The 16,663-nt window shown below is 67.3% G+C and carries 16 protein-coding genes and 1 tRNA gene; 2 read left to right on the top strand and 15 right to left on the bottom strand.

Going from position 1 to position 16,663, the window contains the following annotated elements; genetic code table 11:
* Positions 1-8 precede the first annotated feature (8 nt).
* From nuoF to KHC19_RS24835, 6 genes are all read right to left on the bottom strand, one after another.
* Positions 9-1,310, bottom strand: a complete 1,302-nt coding sequence (gene nuoF / locus KHC19_RS24860; protein ID WP_213356260.1) for an NADH-quinone oxidoreductase subunit NuoF — start codon at positions 1,308-1,310, stop codon at positions 9-11.
* A gap of 10 nt (positions 1,311-1,320) precedes the next feature.
* Positions 1,321-2,187 (bottom strand): NADH-quinone oxidoreductase subunit NuoE, encoded by an 867-nt coding sequence (gene nuoE, locus KHC19_RS24855; protein ID WP_213356258.1) that lies wholly within the window; start codon positions 2,185-2,187, stop codon positions 1,321-1,323.
* A gap of 36 nt (positions 2,188-2,223) precedes the next feature.
* A complete protein-coding gene (locus tag KHC19_RS24850; protein ID WP_213356256.1) occupies positions 2,224-3,441 on the bottom strand; it encodes an NADH-quinone oxidoreductase subunit D in 1,218 nt (405 codons plus the stop codon).
* A gap of 17 nt (positions 3,442-3,458) precedes the next feature.
* Positions 3,459-4,073 carry an NADH-quinone oxidoreductase subunit C gene (locus KHC19_RS24845; RefSeq protein WP_213356254.1) on the bottom strand — a complete coding sequence of 205 codons (615 nt, stop codon included), beginning with the start codon at positions 4,071-4,073 and terminating at the stop codon, positions 3,459-3,461.
* Between the two features lie 61 nt (positions 4,074-4,134).
* Positions 4,135-4,737 (bottom strand): NuoB/complex I 20 kDa subunit family protein, encoded by a 603-nt coding sequence (locus tag KHC19_RS24840; RefSeq protein WP_378296842.1) that lies wholly within the window; start codon positions 4,735-4,737, stop codon positions 4,135-4,137.
* Complete coding sequence (locus KHC19_RS24835) at positions 4,707-5,072, bottom strand: NADH-quinone oxidoreductase subunit A (protein ID WP_213356250.1); 366 nt, start codon at positions 5,070-5,072, stop codon at positions 4,707-4,709. Before KHC19_RS24835 ends, KHC19_RS24840 begins: the two co-directional genes overlap by 31 nt.
* A 401-nt stretch (positions 5,073-5,473) precedes the next feature.
* Between KHC19_RS24835 and KHC19_RS24830 the strand changes: the two genes are divergently transcribed.
* A complete protein-coding gene (locus KHC19_RS24830) occupies positions 5,474-7,099 on the top strand; it encodes a GMC family oxidoreductase (RefSeq protein WP_213356248.1) in 1,626 nt (541 codons plus the stop codon).
* Positions 7,100-7,342: 243 nt separating this feature from the next.
* Here KHC19_RS24830 and mepA read toward each other — a convergent pair whose 3' ends face one another.
* The 6 genes from mepA to KHC19_RS24800 form a co-directional block, all read right to left on the bottom strand.
* Positions 7,343-8,248 (bottom strand): penicillin-insensitive murein endopeptidase, encoded by a 906-nt coding sequence (gene mepA, locus KHC19_RS24825; protein WP_213356247.1) that lies wholly within the window; start codon positions 8,246-8,248, stop codon positions 7,343-7,345.
* Positions 8,249-8,262: 14 nt separating this feature from the next.
* Positions 8,263-9,297 carry a L,D-transpeptidase gene (locus tag KHC19_RS24820; RefSeq protein ID WP_213356245.1) on the bottom strand — a complete coding sequence of 345 codons (1,035 nt, stop codon included), beginning with the start codon at positions 9,295-9,297 and terminating at the stop codon, positions 8,263-8,265.
* 172 nt (positions 9,298-9,469) lie between these two features.
* Positions 9,470-10,657 (bottom strand): L-rhamnonate dehydratase, encoded by a 1,188-nt coding sequence (gene rhmD, locus KHC19_RS24815; RefSeq protein ID WP_213356243.1) that lies wholly within the window; start codon positions 10,655-10,657, stop codon positions 9,470-9,472.
* 72 nt (positions 10,658-10,729) lie between these two features.
* On the bottom strand, positions 10,730-12,049 hold the full coding sequence (locus tag KHC19_RS24810; protein ID WP_213356241.1) for an MFS transporter: 1,320 nt from the start codon (positions 12,047-12,049) through the stop codon (positions 10,730-10,732).
* 111 nt (positions 12,050-12,160) lie between these two features.
* The gene (locus tag KHC19_RS24805) at positions 12,161-12,913 is read right to left on the bottom strand and encodes an SDR family NAD(P)-dependent oxidoreductase (RefSeq protein WP_213356240.1); all 753 of its coding nucleotides are present in this window, start codon (positions 12,911-12,913) and stop codon (positions 12,161-12,163) included.
* Between the two features lie 12 nt (positions 12,914-12,925).
* Positions 12,926-13,771, bottom strand: a complete 846-nt coding sequence (locus tag KHC19_RS24800) for a fumarylacetoacetate hydrolase family protein (protein ID WP_213356239.1) — start codon at positions 13,769-13,771, stop codon at positions 12,926-12,928.
* A gap of 133 nt (positions 13,772-13,904) precedes the next feature.
* Between KHC19_RS24800 and KHC19_RS24795 the strand changes: the two genes are divergently transcribed.
* Positions 13,905-14,864 (top strand): LysR family transcriptional regulator, encoded by a 960-nt coding sequence (locus KHC19_RS24795; protein ID WP_213356238.1) that lies wholly within the window; start codon positions 13,905-13,907, stop codon positions 14,862-14,864.
* A gap of 37 nt (positions 14,865-14,901) precedes the next feature.
* Here the strand turns inward: KHC19_RS24795 and KHC19_RS24790 are convergent, their stop codons facing one another.
* The 3 genes from KHC19_RS24790 to KHC19_RS24780 all read right to left on the bottom strand — a co-directional run bounded on the left by KHC19_RS24790 (position 14,902) and on the right by KHC19_RS24780 (position 16,659).
* Positions 14,902-15,111 carry a hypothetical protein gene (locus tag KHC19_RS24790; protein ID WP_213356237.1) on the bottom strand — a complete coding sequence of 70 codons (210 nt, stop codon included), beginning with the start codon at positions 15,109-15,111 and terminating at the stop codon, positions 14,902-14,904.
* Between the two features lie 213 nt (positions 15,112-15,324).
* A tRNA-Asp gene (locus tag KHC19_RS24785) sits at positions 15,325-15,401 on the bottom strand.
* A gap of 115 nt (positions 15,402-15,516) precedes the next feature.
* On the bottom strand, positions 15,517-16,659 hold the full coding sequence (locus tag KHC19_RS24780) for an AI-2E family transporter (protein WP_343207795.1): 1,143 nt from the start codon (positions 16,657-16,659) through the stop codon (positions 15,517-15,519).
* Positions 16,660-16,663 lie beyond the last annotated feature (4 nt).

Raw genomic sequence — 16,663 nt, 5'->3', positions numbered from 1 at the left:
ATGCTCTCTTACTCCGCCGCCACCGGCACCGGGTCGGAATGCGGGTTCGCCGAATACTGGTCGATCCGCTTCTCGATCTCGGGACGGAAATGCCGGATCAGGCCCTGCACCGGCCACGCGGCGGCATCGCCGAGCGCGCAGATGGTGTGACCCTCGATCTGGGTGGTCACCTGCAACAGCAGGTCGATCTCGCGCTTCTGGGCACGCCCTTCAGCCATGCGGTCCATCACCCGCCACATCCAGCCGGTGCCCTCGCGGCAGGGCGTGCACTGGCCGCAGCTCTCGTGCCGGAAGAAATAGGAGATGCGGGCGATGGCGCGGATGATGTCGGTCTGCTTGTCCATCACCAGCACGCCGGCGGTGCCGAAAGAGGACTTCACGGCACGGCAGCCGTCGAAGTCCATGATCAGCTCCTCGCAATCCGCCGCCGGGATCACCGGGCAGGACGCGCCGCCGGGAATGATGGCGAGCAGGTTGTCCCAGCCGCCGCGCACCCCGCCGCCGTGCTTCTCGATCAATTCCTTGAACGGGATGCTCATCGCCTCTTCGACGATGCAGGGCGTGTTCACATGGCCGGAGATGCCGAACAGCTTGGTGCCGACATTGTTCGCCCGGCCGATGCCGGAGAACCAGGCCGGGCCGCGGCGCAGGATGGTCGGCGCCACCGCGATGGATTCGACGTTGTTCACCGTGGTCGGGCAGCCATAGAGGCCGACATTGGCCGGGAAAGGCGGCTTCAGGCGCGGCTGGCCCTTCTTGCCTTCCAGGCTCTCGATGAGCGCGGTTTCCTCGCCGCAGATATAGGCGCCGGCGCCATGGTGGACGACGATGTCGAAGTCCCAGCCATGCACGTTGTCCTTGCCGATCAGCCGGGCCTCATAGGCCTGGTCGACCGCCGCCTGCAGGCGCTCGCGCTCGAGGATGAACTCGCCGCGCACATAGATGTAGGCGGCATGCGCGCCCATGGCGAAGCCGGCGATCAGGCAGCCCTCGACGAGATGATGCGGATCGTGGCGCAGGATCTCGCGGTCCTTGCAGGTGCCGGGCTCGGATTCGTCGGCGTTCACCACCAGATAATGCGGGCGCCCGTCCGACTGCTTGGGCATGAACGACCACTTCAGGCCGGTGGGGAAGCCCGCTCCGCCACGACCGCGCAGGCCGGAGGCCTTCATCTGGTCGATGATCCAGTCGCGGCCGGCGTCGATGATGGTCTTGGTGCCGTCCCAGGAGCCGCGCTTCAGCGCGCCGGGAAGACCCCAGTCCTGGTAGCCGTAGATATTGGTGAAGATGCGATCCTTGTCGGCCAGCATGGTTCGCTCCTCAGTTACCCTTCTCGCCGGCCGGGGGCGGCGCCACGGGCTTGGACGGCTTCTCGCTGTCGGCATTGCCGGCGGCCTTCACCGCCTCGGCGGCCGGCGGCTTGGCCGGGGCCGGATCGGACTTCGGCGGCGCGGACGGAGCCGCGGCGGCGGCCGGCTCGGCGGGCTTGGGCTGGGCGGCGGCTGCCTCGCGGGCGGCGATCGCCTCGCGCGCCGCCGCAAGCCCGGCTCCCTTGCCGACCATCGAGCCGTCATAGAGTTCCGGCGAGGTCAGCACGCGAAGACCGGTGACCGGCTCGGAGCTCTTGCGACCGTTCTGCGGACCGACGGCCGGCTTCTCGCCGCGCGCGAAGGCATCGATGATGCCCTCGAGGATTTCCGGGGTGAGGTCCTCGAACACCTCGTCCACCACCTGCACCATCGGCGCGTTCACGCAGGCGCCGGCGCATTCCACCTCTTCCCAGGACAGCGTGCCGCTCTCGTTGAGATGGAAGGGCTCGGGATGGATTTTCTTCTTGCAGACCTTCATCAGGTCGCCGGCGCCCTTCAGCATGCAGGGCGTGGTGCCGCAGACCTGGATATGCGCCTTCTTGCCGACGGGAAGCAGCTGGAACTGCGTATAGAAGGTGGCGATCTCATAGACGCGGATCGGCGGCATGCCGAGCATCTCGCCGACATAGCGCATCGCCGGTTCCGACACCCAGCCCTCCGCCTGCTCCTGCGCGCGCATGAGCAGCGGGATCACCGCGCTGGCCTGCCGGCCAGCCGGATATTTGGCGATGGTCTTTTCCGCCCAAGCCAGATTCTCCGCCGTGAAGGCGAAGCTCTCGGGCTGCAATTCCTTGGGCGCAAGCCTACGGACCGACATGCCGTACCCTTCCGATCGAACCCCTGAGCCCGCGGCTCAGCGGTCCACTTCCCCGAACACGATATCCAGCGATCCGAGGATCGCCGAGACGTCCGCCAGCATGTAGCCGCGGCACATGAAATCCATCGATTGAAGATGGGCGAAGCCCGGCGCGCGGATCTTGCAGCGATAGGGCTTGTTGGTGCCGTCCGACACCAGATAGACGCCGAATTCGCCCTTGGGCGCTTCCACCGCGGCGTAGACCTCGCCGGCCGGCACATGGAAGCCTTCGGTGTAGAGCTTGAAGTGATGGATGAGCGCTTCCATCGAGCGCTTCATCTCGCCGCGCTTGGGCGGGACGATCTTGTTGTCCACCGCCGAGACCGGGCCCGGCTCCTTGAGAAGACGCTCGCAGCACTGGCGCATGATGTAGGCCGACTGCCGCATCTCCTCCATGCGAATACAGTAGCGATCGTAATTGTCGCAGTTCTTGCCGATCGGAATGTCGAATTCCAGCTCGTCATAGCACTCGTAGGGCAGCGCCTTGCGCAGGTCCCACGCGGCGCCGGAACCGCGCACCATCACGCCGGAGAAGCCCCAGGCGAAGGCGTCCTCGAGGCTGACGATGCCGATGTCGACATTGCGCTGCTTGAAGATGCGGTTGTCGGTCAGCAGGCCCTCGAGGTCGTCGCAGACCTTCAGGAACGGGTCGATCCAGGCGAGGATGTCCTCGACCAGCTGGCGCGGCAGGTCCTGGTGGACGCCGCCGGCGCGGAAATAGGCGGCGTGCATCCGGCTTCCCGAGGCGCGCTCGTAGAACACCATCAGCTTCTCGCGCTCCTCGAAGCCCCACAACGGCGGGGTGAGCGCGCCGACGTCCATCGCCTGCGTCGTCACGTTGAGCATGTGCGACAGGATGCGGCCGATCTCGGAATAGAGCACGCGGATGAGCTGGCCGCGCTTGGGCACTTCCACCCCGAGCAGGCGCTCGATGGTGAGGCAGAAGGCGTGCTCCTGGTTCATCGGCGCGACATAGTCGAGCCGGTCGAAATAGGGCACCGCCTGGGCGTAGGTCTTGGTCTCGATCAGCTTCTCGGTGCCGCGATGCAGGAGGCCGATATGCGGATCGACGCGTTCCACGACCTCGCCGTCGAGCTCCAGCACCAGGCGCAGCACGCCGTGCGCCGCCGGATGCTGCGGGCCGAAATTGATCTGGAAATTGCGGACGTTGGGATCGGTCGTCGTGGCGGATGCGGTGCCGACAGCAGCGTTCATGGTCGTCTTACTCCGCCTCAACCGGCTTTGGGGGCAGAAGCCTTCTCGTCGCCCGGGAGCACATAGTCAGGCCCCTCCCACGGCGACAGGAAGTCGAAGTTGCGGAACTCCTGCGCGAGCTTCACCGGCTCGTAGACCACGCGCTTGCGCTCGTCGTCGTAACGGACCTCGACGAAGCCGGTGGTCGGGAAATCCTTGCGCAGCGGATAGCCGTCGAAGCCGTAGTCGGTGAGCAGGCGCCGCAGCTCCGGGTGGCCGGAGAACAGGATGCCGTACATGTCGTAGGCCTCGCGCTCGAACCACAGCGCGCCGGCGAACACCGCGGTCGCCGAAGGTACCGGGGTGGTCTCGTCTGTCTCGGCCTTCACCCGGATACGGGCATTCAGCGTCGGCGACAGCAGGTGGTAGACCACGTCGAAACGCTTCTCGCGCTTCGGCCAGTCGACGCCGCAAATGTCGATGAAGCTGACGAACCGGCAGGACGGGTCGTCGCGCAGGAAGGTCAGCACCTTCACCACCTCGGCGCCCGGCACCGTCACGGTGAGCTCGCCATAGGCGACGACGATCTCGTCGATCGCATCCGGCAGCGCCTCGGCGATATGCGCCCCCAGCTCTCTCAGCGTCTCGTCCATAGTGTACCCGTCTAGCCCGCTCTGTCGCGCCCGGCGTCGGTCGTTCGGCCTTGGCCGTCGTTCAGCGTTCGATGGTGCCCGTGCGGCGAATCTTCTTCTGCAGCAGCAGCACGCCGTACAGCAGCGCCTCCGCCGTCGGCGGACAGCCCGGAATGTAGATATCGACCGGCACGATCCGGTCGCAGCCGCGCACCACCGAATAGGAATAGTGATAGTAGCCGCCGCCATTGGCGCAGCTGCCCATGGAGATGACGTAGCGCGGCTCCGGCATCTGGTCGTAGACCTTGCGCAGGGCCGGGGCCATCTTGTTGGTCAGCGTGCCGGCGACGATCATCACGTCCGACTGGCGCGGCGAGGCGCGGGGCGCGAAACCGAAGCGCTCCACGTCGTAGCGCGGCATCGAGACCTGCATCATCTCCACCGCGCAGCAGGCGAGACCGAAGGTCATCCACATCAGCGAGCCGGTGCGGGCCCAGTTGATGAGCTCGTCGGTGGCGGTGACGAGGAAGCCCTTGTCGGCCAGCTCGTTGTTCACCTCGACGAAGAACGGATCGGTCGCGCCGACGGGCTTGCCGGTGTTCGGGTCGATGATCCCCTTGGCCGCCGGAGCGACGAGGGGCGTATGCGCGGCGCTCAATCCCATTCGAGCGCTCCCTTCTTCCATTCGTAGACAAAGCCGATCGTCAGCACGGCGAGGAAAATCATCATCGACCAGAAGCCGAAATGCCCCAGTTCGCCGAAGGTGATGGCCCAGGGGAACAGGAAGGCGACCTCGAGATCGAAGATGATGAAGAGGATCGACACCAGGTAGAAGCGGACGTCGAACTTCATGCGCGCGTCGTCGAACGCATTGAAGCCACATTCATAGGCCGACATCTTCTCCGGGTCGGGACGGGAGAAGGCGACCAGGAACGGGGCCACCAGCAGGGCGATGCCGATGACGGCCGATACCCCGATGAATATGACGACCGGCAGATAATCCTGAAGCAGGCTGCTCATGAGCCGCATCCTCCCCGGGCGTGGGCGCCGTCCGGCGCGCAACCTCAGTTGCGAAATATTCAAAGCACAGGGCAGCCTTATCTCACCGCCCCAGAGAGGGCAAGGGCGTCTATGAGCCTTGCACCGCCTCTGGCATACAAAATTCACAGGCGACCCAACGTTCCCAACAGGTTACGCCGCATTGCGGCATCCTGTTGGTGCATTAGGACAATATCGCGACATTAGACTTTCGTCTCGCGTCACGTATTGATGATCGAAACGCTCCGTCAACGAAGGCCGCCGGCACGGCCCACGGCACCCGCGCACCTCCCCCGAGTCACCCCTTCGGCCAGTGGCGGTTCCCGGCATAATGGTCCAGAAACGACGGGCCGCGCCCTCCGCTGCGGCGCGCAGGTGGACGCATGACGGACGATCGATCGGGCCCGGATCTCTACGACTACATCATCGTCGGCGCCGGTTCGGCCGGCTGCGTGCTCGCCAACCGGCTCTCCGCCGATCCGAAGAACCGGGTGCTGCTGCTCGAGGCCGGCGGGCGCGACAACTGGATCTGGTTCCACATCCCGGTCGGCTACCTGTTCGCCATCGGCAATCCGCGCGCCGACTGGATGTTCCGCACCGAGGCCGAGCCGGGCCTGAACGGGCGCGCCCTCGCCTATCCGCGCGGCAAGGTGATCGGCGGCTGCTCCGCCATCAACGCCATGATCTACATGCGCGGCCAGGCCGGCGACTATGACGGCTGGCGCCAGCTGGGGCTTTCCGGCTGGGGCTGGGACGACGTGCTGCCGATCTTCAAGAGCCACGAGGACCATTATCGCGGCGCCAGCGCCTTCCACGGCGCCGGTGGGGAATGGCGGGTGGAGTTCCCGCGCCTCACCTGGCCGCTGCTGGACAAGGTGCGCGAGGCCGCGGCGCAGGACGGCATCCCACCCATCGACGACTACAACACCGGCGACAATGAAGGTTCGGCCTATTTCCAGGTGAACCAGAAGCGCGGCCTGCGCTGGAGCGCCGCCCGGGGCTTTCTCAAGCCGGTGCTGAACCGGCCGAATCTCACCTTGCGCACCGGATGCCTCACCGAGCGGGTGATTCTCGATGGCCACCGCGCCGTCGGCATCGCCTACCGGCAGGATGGCGTCTCTCGCACCGCCCGCGCCCGCGGCGAGGTCATTCTCTCGGCCGGCGCCATCGGCTCGCCGCAGATCCTGATGCTGTCGGGCATCGGCCCCGGCGCCGACCTCGCCCGCCACGGCATCGATGTCCGGCACGACCGGCCGGGCATCGGCGCCAACCTCCAGGACCATCTGCAATTGCGGCTGATCTACAAGGTGCATGGCGCCGGCACGCTGAACGAACGCACTCACTCGCTGTTCGGCAAGGCGTCGATGGCGCTCGACTACGCGCTGTTCCGGCGCGGGCCGCTCACCATGGCGCCCTCGCAACTCGGCCTGTTCACCCGCTCGCGGCCGGAAAAGGAGCGCGCCGACATCGAGTTCCACGTTCAGCCGCTGTCGCTCGGCACGTTCGGCGAGAAGCTGCACCCCTTCCCCGCCTTCACCATGAGCGTGTGCAACCTACGCCCGTCGAGCCGCGGCGACGTGCGCCTCGTGAGCCCCGATCCGGCGGCGGCGCCGGCGATTCGCCCGAACTATCTTGCGACGGATGACGATCGGCAGGTGGCCGCCGACAGCCTGCGCGTCGCCCGCCGCATCGTCGCGCGGCCGGCGCTGGCATCGCTTCGCCCGGAGGAATTCCTGCCCGGCCCCTCGGTCGGCGACGACGAGGCCAGCCTCATCCGCGCCGCCGGCGAGATCGGCACCACCATCTTCCATCCGGTCGGCACCGCGAAGATGGGCCTGCCGAGCGACCCCATGGCGGTGGTCGACGAGCGGCTGCGGGTGTTCGGCATCGAGGGCCTGCGCGTGGTCGACGCCTCGGTGATGCCGACCATCGTGTCCGGCAACACCGCCTCCCCCACCATGATGATCGCCGAGAAGGCGGCGGCGATGATCCGCGCCGATGGGCGGTAGGATCCCGGCAGGATAGAAGGGCGGTCATCACCTGCGTCCTTCGAGGCCCGGCTAGGCCGGGCACCTCAGGATGAGGAGGCTTAGAGACAGCTTCACCTCATGCCGAGGAGGCTCAGGGACAGTCTCACCTCAGGATGGGGAGGCTGGGGACAGTTTCACCTCATGCTGAGGTACGAGCGCAGCGAGCCTCGAAGCACGCAGGCGCCGGCAACCGGAAAGCCCGTCAGCCCGCCGGCGCCCCTCTCACGGCGCCTTCAGCACCGCCGCGCAGGCCGGCGGCAGCTGGGCCAGCGTCACCGGCGGCACCGGCTTCGGCGGCACCTTGGGCGGCTTGGGATGCAGCACGCCGTCGGAGAACCACCAGTCGAGCTTGTCGCAGCCATCGCCCGGCACCACCGCGTCCTGCGGACGGCAATCGGGGCTCGAGGCCGGGCAGGAGATGCGCACATGCATGTGGTAGTCGTGCCCCCAATAGGGACGCACCTTCTGCAGCCAGGAGCGATCCCCGCGCGCATCGCGGCACAGCGCCTTCTTGATCGCCGCATTCACCAGCACCCGCTCGACGCGCTCGTCCAGGGCGGCGGCGCGGATGATCGCCACATGCGCCGGCGTCCACACCTTGCCGTCGACGTCGAGCCGGTCCGGCCGCACGATCATCGTCGCCGACACGTCCTCGCGCTCCTGCGCGGAGAAGACCTTCTTCGGCATCGGCGTCAGCCAGATATCGGCGTCGAGGCCGATCTGGTGCGAGGCGTGGCCGGTGGCCATCGGCCCTCCCCGCGGCTGCGCCATGTCGCCGACGAGCAGGCCTGACCAGCCGACCTTGGGGACCTGGGCCGCGAGCCGTTCGAGGAAGGCGACGAGGTCGGGATGCCCCCAATTGCGGTTGCGCGACAGCCGCATCGCCTGCCAGGTCGGACCGGTGACCGGCAGCGCCTGCCCGCCCGCGAGGCAGCCGCGCGAGTAGAAGCCGATGGCGCGCGGCGCCAGCCCATCGGCCGGACCCTTCACCGCACCGAACAGCTGCTTGGCCGGCGTGGCCCCCGCGGCGGCGGGCCTGGCGGCCGGTGGTGGCACCTCTTCCTGCGCATGCGACGCGCCGGCCAGCACCAGCCCGGCGAGCACGAGAACCGAGAGAAGACGGCGCATCCCGGCCTCCCCTCTCAGCTCATCGCCTGCGACATCACCACGAAGTCCTTACCCGACCGCGTCTCGTCATCCGCCGGCAGGTCGGTGACGAACAGCGTCGAGCCCGGCACCAGCAGCTGCGCGAGTTGCTGGTTGGCCTGCGGCGCCACCGTGATGCGGTCGATGGCGTTCGCCGCCTTGCCGGCCCCCGCACCATTGCCCTCGAAGCCGATGGCGGTCCAGGCCACCTCGCCATTCACCTTCTTCAGCACATAGACGACATTGCCCAGAGGGGTGCCGGGATCGCGGATGGTCACCGGCGCCGTCAGCGCCACCGCACCGTCCTTCAGCACGGTCAGCCGCTTGTCGGCCCCGCTCACCACCATGGAAACCGCGTTCTCCGCCGCCATCTGCGCAGCGGCCGCGACCGCCGCCGGGCTGTCGTCCTTCGGCGCTTCGGTCTTGATCGCGGTGGTGGCGTCCGCCGGCAGCACCAGGCCGGGATGCAGCACGTCCGCCGGCTGGGAATGCGCGTCGGCGATGATCACCGGCGTGCCGAAATGGGTGATGCCGAACAGCAGCTTGGAGAACGCCATCGGCAGATGCACGCAGCCATGCGAGGACGGATAGCCCGGCAGGCCGCCGGCATGCAGCGCCACGCCGGACCAGGTCAGCCGCTCGGCATAGGGCATCGGCGCGTCGTCATAGAGCGAGGAATGGTGGTCGACATCCTTCTGCAGGATGGTGAACACTCCCACCGGCGTCTCGTGGCCGGCACGACCGGTCGAACAGGTGGAGACGCCGATGCGCACACCGTTGCGATAGACGTAGCAGCGCTGGTCCGGCAGCGAGACGATGATGGCGACGAAGCCCTCGGGCGCTCGCTCGGGATGCCACACATATTGGCCGGGCTTCAGCTCGGCGACGGGCGTGACATCGCTCACCGCCGCGTCGCCGGGATCGGCCTGTGCCCGCGACGTGCCGCTGCCAATCGGCAGCAGCGCGGCCGCACCCGCAAGCGCCAGCACATGCCGCCGGTGAAGTAATACGTGCCGCCAGCCATCCCGCATCAGCGAATCTCCCCTCGCGTCGCGGCGAGGATAGCGGTTGGCCCTCGTCGAGGCGAATGACGGATTGTCGAGATCGATCCGTTCCGCCGCCCCATCCTCGCGGTGGCCGAACGAAAAGCGGCCCGCCTCGGGGGACGAGGCGGGCCGCAGGTGCGGCAAAGGATCGGGTTCCTCAGCCGTTGATATAGGGACGGTGCAGCTTGATCTCGGGGTTCAGCCGCACGCCGAAGCCCGGCTTGTCGAGCGCGCTCGCCTTCATGCGGCCGTTCACCGGCACCGGCTCGTCGAGCAGCAATGGCGTGAACATCGGTACCACCTGGTCCGGCACCGGATGCATCATCAGGAACTCGGCGAAGGGCGAATTCTGCCGGGTGATGACGAAGTGGTAGCTGTAGACCGACGAGCCGTGCGGCACGACCAGCGCCGAATGGGCGTCGGCCAGCGCCGAGATCTTGATCAGCTCGGTGACGCCGCCGCACCAGCCGACATCCGGCTGGATGATGTCGCAGCAGCCCATCTCCAGCAGCAGCTTGAAGCCCCAGCGGGTCGCCTCATGCTCGCCGGTGGTGACCAGCATGCCCTTCGGCACGTTCTTGCGCAGCTCGGCATAGCCCCAATAGTCGTCCGGCGACAGCGCCTCCTCGATCCACTTCAGGCCGTACTCGTGAGCCTTGTGGGCGAGCTTGGTCGCGTAGTTGAGGTCGAGGCTCATCCAGCAGTCATACATCAGCCAGAAGTCGTCGCCGCAGCGCGAGCGCATCTCGGCGAGCAGCTCGATGTTCTTCTTCAGGCCCTCCTCGCCCTCGGCCGGCACATGGTGCAGCGGCAGCTTGCCGCCGATGAAGCCCATCTGCTTGGCAAGGTCCGGCCGAGCGCCGGTGGCGTAGAACTGCAATTCGTCGCGCACCGGGCCGCCGAGCAGCGCGTGGACGGGCTCCTTGCGCACCTTGGCGAGCAGGTCCCACAGCGCGAGGTCGACGCCGGAGATGGTGTTCAGCACCACGCCCTTGCGGCCGTAATACTGGGTGGCGAAATACATCTGGTCCCAGATCTTCTCGATCTCGGTGACCTGACGGCCGATCAGGAAGCGGGACAGGTGCTTCTCGACGATGAAGGCGCCGATCTCGCCGGCGGTGGTCACCGCGAAGCCCACCGTGCCGTCGGAGGCCTCGATCTCCACCACCAGCGTGCCCAGCACGTTGATGCCGAAGCTCTGGCGGCTCTGGCGGTACTCAGGGTACTTGCCCATCGGCGTGCCGATGTGGTCGTCGATCCAGTGGCCGCCGGCCTGGTCATGATAGTCGGCGCCGCCGCCGCGGACGGTGAAGGCCCGGACGGCCTTGATGGTCGGCATGGACATGATGTGTCGAGCTCCCAGTAGAAGGAAGCCGCGGCCGCCTCAGCGACGGCCGCGGTCGTCGATATGTGGCGTTCAGCGACTGGTCGCCGCCGCGCCCGAGCGGGCCTCGCGGCCCACCCCGATGGCGGCCAGCGCGAAGACGAGGATGGCGCCGATCAGCGTCGTGCCGGCCAGCAGGTAGAGGCCAGCCGAGCCGGATTCGAAGGTGGCTTCGGCCCAGTTCTTCACGTTCGGCGCCACGAAGCCGCCGAGCGAACCGAGCGAGTTGATCAGCGCGATGCCGCCGGCCGCCGCGACGCCGCCGAGATAGCCGGTCGGCAGGGTCCAGAAGATCGGCTGCACCGAGATGAAGCCGGCCGCCGCGAAGCACAGCGCGATCATCGACAGCAGCGGCGAGCCCGAGGCCACCGAGGCGGCGATGCCGGCGGCGCAGACGACGAGGATGCCGCCGGCGAACAGGCGACGCTCGCCGGTCTGGTCGGACAGCTTCGGCAGATAGTAGGTGGCGAGCATGGCGCACACCCACGGAATGGCGGTGACGATGCCGACCATCAGGCCAACCTTGGTGCCCAGCAACCCGGCGACCTGGGTCGGCAGGTAGAACACCACGCCGTACACGCTCATCTGGATGATGAAGTAGATCAGCGAGAAATAGAGCACGCGGCCGTTCTTCAGCGCGGCGAGCGTGCCGCGCGGGCCGTGCGACTGCTTCACCGTGTCCTCGGCATTGAGGGCATCCTGCAGGACGGTCTTCTCGGCCGGGGTCAGCCACTTGGCGTCGGCCGGCTTGTTGTCGAGGTAGAAATACGCCCAGACGCCGACGATGGAGGCGAGCAGGCCTTCCACCATGAACATCCACTGCCAGCCATGCAGGCCGCCAATGCCCTGGAACTCCAACAGCAGGCCGGACAGCGGCGAGCCGAAGATGAAGGCGAGCGGGGCGCCGAAATAGAACAGGCCCATGGCCCGGCCGCGCGCGAAGGACGGGAACCAGTAGGTGAGATACAGGATCACGCCGGGGAAGAAGCCGGCCTCGGCGATGCCGAGCAGCACGCGCAGGATGTAGAAGGTGGTCTCGTTATGGGCGAACATCATCGCCGCCGAGATCAGGCCCCAGGTCACCATGATGCGGGCCATCCAGATCTTGGCGCCGACGCGGTGCATGATCAGGTTGGAGGGCACCTCGAACAGGGCGTAGCCCAGGAAGAAGATCGAGGCGCCGAAGGCGAAGGCCGCGTTGGAGATGCCGGTATCGGCCTGGAAGGCCGCCTTGGCGAAGCCCACATTGGCGCGGTCGAGGAAGGCCAGGATGTACATCAGCAGCAGGAACGGCAGCAGCCGCTTGGTGACCTTGCTGATGGTCGAAAGTAGAGCCGGTGTCTGCGCGACCATGCGGGCGCCCTCCCTTGTTGGCTGGACATGTGCCGCCCGCGCGTCCGGGATCGGCCCGGCGGTGGCGATCTTGTTGATTGTTGGAGAAGCCGCCGGTCGCCCGGCGCCGCCTCAGTAGACGGCGCGGCCGCCGGAGATGTCGAACACGGCGCCGGTGGAGAAGGCGCAATCCTCGGAGGACAGCCACGAGATCAGCGCCGCCGCCTCGTCGACCGCCAGGAAGCGGTTCATCGGGATCTTCGACAGCATGAAGTCGATGTGCTCCTGCTTCATCTGGTTGAAGATCTCGGTCTTCGCCGCCGCCGGGGTGATGGCGTTGACGAGGATGTTCGAGGTGGCCAGTTCCTTGCCGAGCGACTTGGTCAGCCCGATCAGCCCGGCCTTCGACGCCGAATAGTGCGAGGCGTTCGGGTTGCCTTCCTTGCCGGCGATGGAGGCGACGTTGACGATGCGCCCCCAGCCGTTCTTGATCAGGTGCGGCACCACCGCCTTGCAGGTCAGGAACGGCCCGACGAGGTTGACGTCGATCACCCGGCGCCAGGTCTCGGTGTCGAGTTCCCACAGCTTGCCGTTGCCGCCGGTGATGCCGGCATTGTTGACGAGGATGTCGATCTTGCCATGCGCCGCCGCCGTCGCCTCGGTGGCGGCGGTGACGGAAGCCTCGTCGGTCAGTTCGACGACATGGGTAGACACCTTGCCGAGCGTGCCCAGCGCAGCGGCCGCCTCGTCGAGGCGGGCGGCGTCGATGTCCCACAGCGCGACGGAGGCGCCGGAGGCGAGCATGCGCTCGGCGGTGGCGTAGCCGATGCCGCGGGCGCCGCCGGTGATGATGGCCACGCGGCCGGTGAGGTCGAGCTTGTTCATCGGGCTAATTCCTCACGCCGCCGGAACGGTGGTCTGCTGCTGCTCGCCGAGGCCGGAAATGGCGAGGCGCATGGTCTGGCCGGCCTTGAGATAGACCGGCGGCTTCTGGCCGAGGCCGACACCCGGCGGGGTGCCGGTGGAGATGATGTCGCCCGGCTGCAGGCTCATGAACTGGCTGCAATAGGAGACGATGGTCGGCACGTCGAAGATCATCGTGCGGGTCGAGCCGTTCTGGTAGCGCTTGCCGTCGACCTCCAGCCACATGTCGAGCACGTGCGGGTCGGTGATCTCGTCGGTAGTGACCAGCCACGGGCCGATCGGGCCGAAGGTGTCGCAGCCCTTGCCCTTGTCCCACTGGCCGCCGCGCTCGAGCTGGAAGTGGCGCTCGGAGACGTCGTTGATCACGCAATAGCCGGCGATGTGGTCGTAGGCGTCTTCCTTCGACACGTATTTGGCGGTCTTGCCGATGACGATGCCGAGCTCGACCTCCCAGTCGGTCTTTTCCGAACCGCGGGGGATCTCGACGTCGTCATTGGGGCCGACGATGCAGCTGGTGGTCTTCATGAACAGCACCGGCTCGTCGGGGATCGCCATGCCGGATTCGGCGGCGTGGTCGGTGTAGTTGAGGCCGACGCAGATGAACTTGCCGACCTGCCCGACGCAGGCGCCGATGCGGGGATTGCCCTCGACGGCCGGCAGGCTCGACAAATCGAGCGCGGCGATCTTGGCGAGGCCTTCCGGCAGCAGCGTCGCGCCGCCGATATCGGGCACGATGCCGGAGAGGTCGCGCAGCACGCCCTGCGCGTCGAGGATGGCGGGACGCTCCGCCCCCGGTTCACCGTAACGGACCAGCTTCATCGCGAACGCTCCTTCCCTGAGTTTCGCCAGCCTTGAGGCTGGAGGACTTTCTTGGGCCGGATTCCGTAGCGACTGGCTCGATAACGGGATAATGAAATGTTCGACTTGATCAATTCCATCCGGTTATCGACAGATGGCATCCACCTCCTTCACCGCTCTCGCCACCCGGCTGCGCTTCCGGCATTTGCGGCTCATCGATCTCCTGGCGCGCGGCGGCAATCTCCACCGCGTCGCCGCCGAGATGAACATGACGCAGCCCGCGGCCTCGAAGATCCTGCAGGACGCGGAGACGCTGCTCGGGGTGCGGCTGTTCGAGCGCACGCCGCGCGCGATGCTGCCCACGGAGATCGGCGCCTTCGTCGCCGGCTATGCCGCCCGCACCCTGCGGGAGGCCGGCAGCTTCGCCGACGGGCTGGACAATCTGAAGGCCGGCGGCTTCGGCGCGCTGTCCATCGGCGCCATCATGGCGACGACGCCCGGCCTGCTGCCCAAGGCGATCGCCGAACTGAAGCGCCGGCGTCCGCTGATGACCATCCAGCTGCTCGCCGCCACCAGCGACATCCTGCTCGACGCGCTGGAACGCAACGAGATCTCCATGGCGCTGGGTCGCTTTACCGATCCGAGCAACGCGCTGGCCTTCGACCTGGAGCCGCTCGCCCACGAGGAACTGTGGATCTTTGTCTCCGCCCAACATCCCCTGGCGGGAGTGAAGCGGCTGACCCTGGCCGAAACCGCTCATATGCCGTGGGTCTTGCAGCAGAAGACCAGCCCGATGCGGGGGTTGATCGATCAATCCTTCGTGGAGGCGGGGGTGGGCGTGCTGAACAATCTGGTGGAGACCACCTCGATCTTCGCCACCCTGCATCTGGTGCGCGAGGCCGGCATGATCGCCTGCCTGCCGAAATCGATCCTGATGGAAGGCGTCGGGCGCGATACCTTCAAGCGCCTGCCCATCGAGTTGCCGAACCAGCTCGGTCCGCTGGGGATCATCACCCGCCGCGGCGAGACGCCCTCCGCCAATGTCGCCGATTTCATCGACGTCCTGCACGAGATCGTCGCGCGGGAGCAGCCGCAACTTCTCGCCGGTCTCTGAGTGCGGCTCGAAGCCCGCCAGCCCCGAATGGCGGCGATCAGCCGCGCAGACGCTTATACTCGGCAACCCGGGCGGCGAGATCAGGGGGATCCCTCTCCGCCTTCGTGTCCAACACGTTGCCCTGGATCTCGCGGGCGACGACCGGCCAGAGCCGGTCGACCACGCCGTCGAGCAGGCCTGCCGCCACGCGGGGCCGCAGATCCGCCATGCACAAGGCTCTCGCTCTGACTTCGATGTTGGTGGTCATTCAGAGAGGCTAGCACGGATCGGAGGGGACAAATCCTCGAAAGTGCGCACAAGAAAGGGAGCACGGGGCAACCGGCGATCGCCGGCTCGCGGCACAGGAAAACGCCGTTGCCGGAATGCGCGACCAAGGCCTTGATCGGACCCGACAATAGTCGGCGCCACCGGGATGTTCCCGCCGGCCGTGCCGTGATGATCGCTGGAGAATTTATTTGAATGGCGGGAGTGACGGGGCTCGAACCCGCGACCTCCGGCGTGACAGGCCGGCGCTCTAACCAACTGAGCTACACCCCCAACGACCGGGTCACTGTGTGGACCGCCCGTCGAGTGCGGCGGGTGTTAAGGCAGCGGCGGCGGGGTGTCAAGCGCCCTCGTCGTCCGGTGCGCGCGGGGCCTGTGGACAGTGTCTTCAGCCGGGCAGTTGCGGCCGCCTCGCGGCCAGCAGCGCGTCCACCAGCGCCATGGCGGCAATCAGCAGCGGCACCGACAGGAAGGTGCCCACGGGGCCCCACAGCCATGTCCACAGTGCCATGGAGAGGAATACCGCGAAAGGATTGAGCGCCACGCGCCGGCCGACGATCAGCGGCGTCAGGAACTGGCCTTCGATCGAGGTGATCACCACGAACAGCGCCGCCGGCAACAGGCCCTCGACCAGATTCGGAAAGCTGACGATGCCGACCATGGCGAGGACGAGCGTCATCGCCGCCGGCCCGACATAGGGAATGTAGTTCAGCACCGCCGCGAGCACGGCCCACATGATCGGGGTCGGCAGCCCCAGGCTCCACGTCAGGAGACCGGTGGCCACGCCGAGCCCGACATTGATGAAGGTCGCGGTGACGAGATAGGTGCCGAGCCGCGTCTCGATCTCGCGGAAGACCTTGAGCGCCGTCAGTCGTCCCGCACGCGGGCCGATCGCCTGCACCACCTTGCGCTTGATCTGGATCCGCCCGGCAAGGAAGAACAGCAGCGAGCCCACGAACAGGATCAGCGCCCCGAGCGCCGGCGTCACCATCCCGATCGCGCTCTCCAGCATGCGGGAATCGGAAATGGTGACAGCCACCGGCGGTTCGGTGGCCCGACCGATCGATTCGAGCGCCTCGACGAAGGACAGCATCCGCTGCACCGCCGGGCGCAGGGTCGCGAAGCGCTCGCGCAATATCTCGCCGATCTCGGGCGCCCGCTCGATCCAGCTGGCGAGCGGACCCGCCAGCACCGTGGTCGCCCCGTAGAAGGCCGCGACCATGGCGATCACGATCAGCACTGCCGCCACCGGCGACGGAATACCCCTCCGGGCCAGCGCCTCGATGAAAGGACCGATGACGCTGCCGATGATCACCGCCGCGACGATGGGGATGAGTACCGCGCGTGCCACCACCAGCACCCCGGCGAGCGCCAGTGCCGCCAGCGTGATCGCGGCGAGTTGCGACAGGCGCAGCCAGAGGAGATCGGCCTGCCCGCTCCGCGCCCCACGCAAGCCACCGCGCACCGGATGGCCCATCTGGTCGGTCGCCTGTCCCGCCGCCTCGCCGATCACGCCCCGCTGGATGTTCACCGTG

Source organism: Ancylobacter oerskovii, assembly GCF_018390555.1.
In the GTDB taxonomy this organism is placed as follows: Bacteria; Pseudomonadota; Alphaproteobacteria; order Rhizobiales; family Xanthobacteraceae; genus Ancylobacter; species Ancylobacter oerskovii.
Note: the sequence above shows the minus strand (reverse complement) of the source record. Positions and strands in the feature narration are given on the sequence as shown.